This window comes from Wenzhouxiangella sp. YN1, assembly GCF_056324145.1.
This window is the reverse complement of the sequence record NZ_JBJNIO010000041.1, coordinates 1-470: the sequence shown is the minus strand read 5'-3', so window position 1 is coordinate 470 and position 470 is coordinate 1. Positions and strand designations below refer to the sequence as shown.

Below are 470 nucleotides of genomic sequence, written 5' to 3'. Positions count from 1 at the left end.
GCGCTCCAGCGAGCTCGCGGCTGCGCCGCTCGGTTCGAACTCGATTGTCGATTGTCGGGAGTTCGAATACGACTCCGGCCAGCGTAAGGAGGCCTGAAAAGTGTCCGGGCTGTTGGAAGGAAATGGTGCCGGCTGAGAGATGGCAGCGGCCGCTACGCGGCCTGGCCCTTCGGGCTGTCGCTGCGCTCCAGCGAGCTCGCGGCTGCGCCGCTCGGTTCGAACTCGATTGTCGATTGTCGGGCGTTCGAATACGACTCCGGCCAGCGCAAGGAGGCCTGAAAAGTGTCCGGGCTGTTGGAAGGAAATGGTGCCGGCTGAAAGATGGCAGCGGCCGCTACGCGGCCTGGCCCTTCGGGCTGTCGCTGCGCTCCAGCGAGCTCGCGGCTGCGCCGCTCGGTTCGAACTCGATTGTCGATTGTCGGGAGTTCGAATACGACTCCGGCCAGCGTAAGGAGGCCTGAAAAGTGTCC

The 470-nt window shown here is 64.5% G+C and carries 1 protein-coding gene; it reads right to left on the bottom strand.

Annotation, left to right across the window (positions count from 1 at the left end):
- Positions 1 to 152 precede the first annotated feature (152 nt).
- Positions 153 to 470, bottom strand: a 318-nt coding sequence (locus tag ACEWQZ_RS00105; protein ID WP_476481039.1) for a hypothetical protein, incomplete at its 5' end; no start/stop codon positions are given.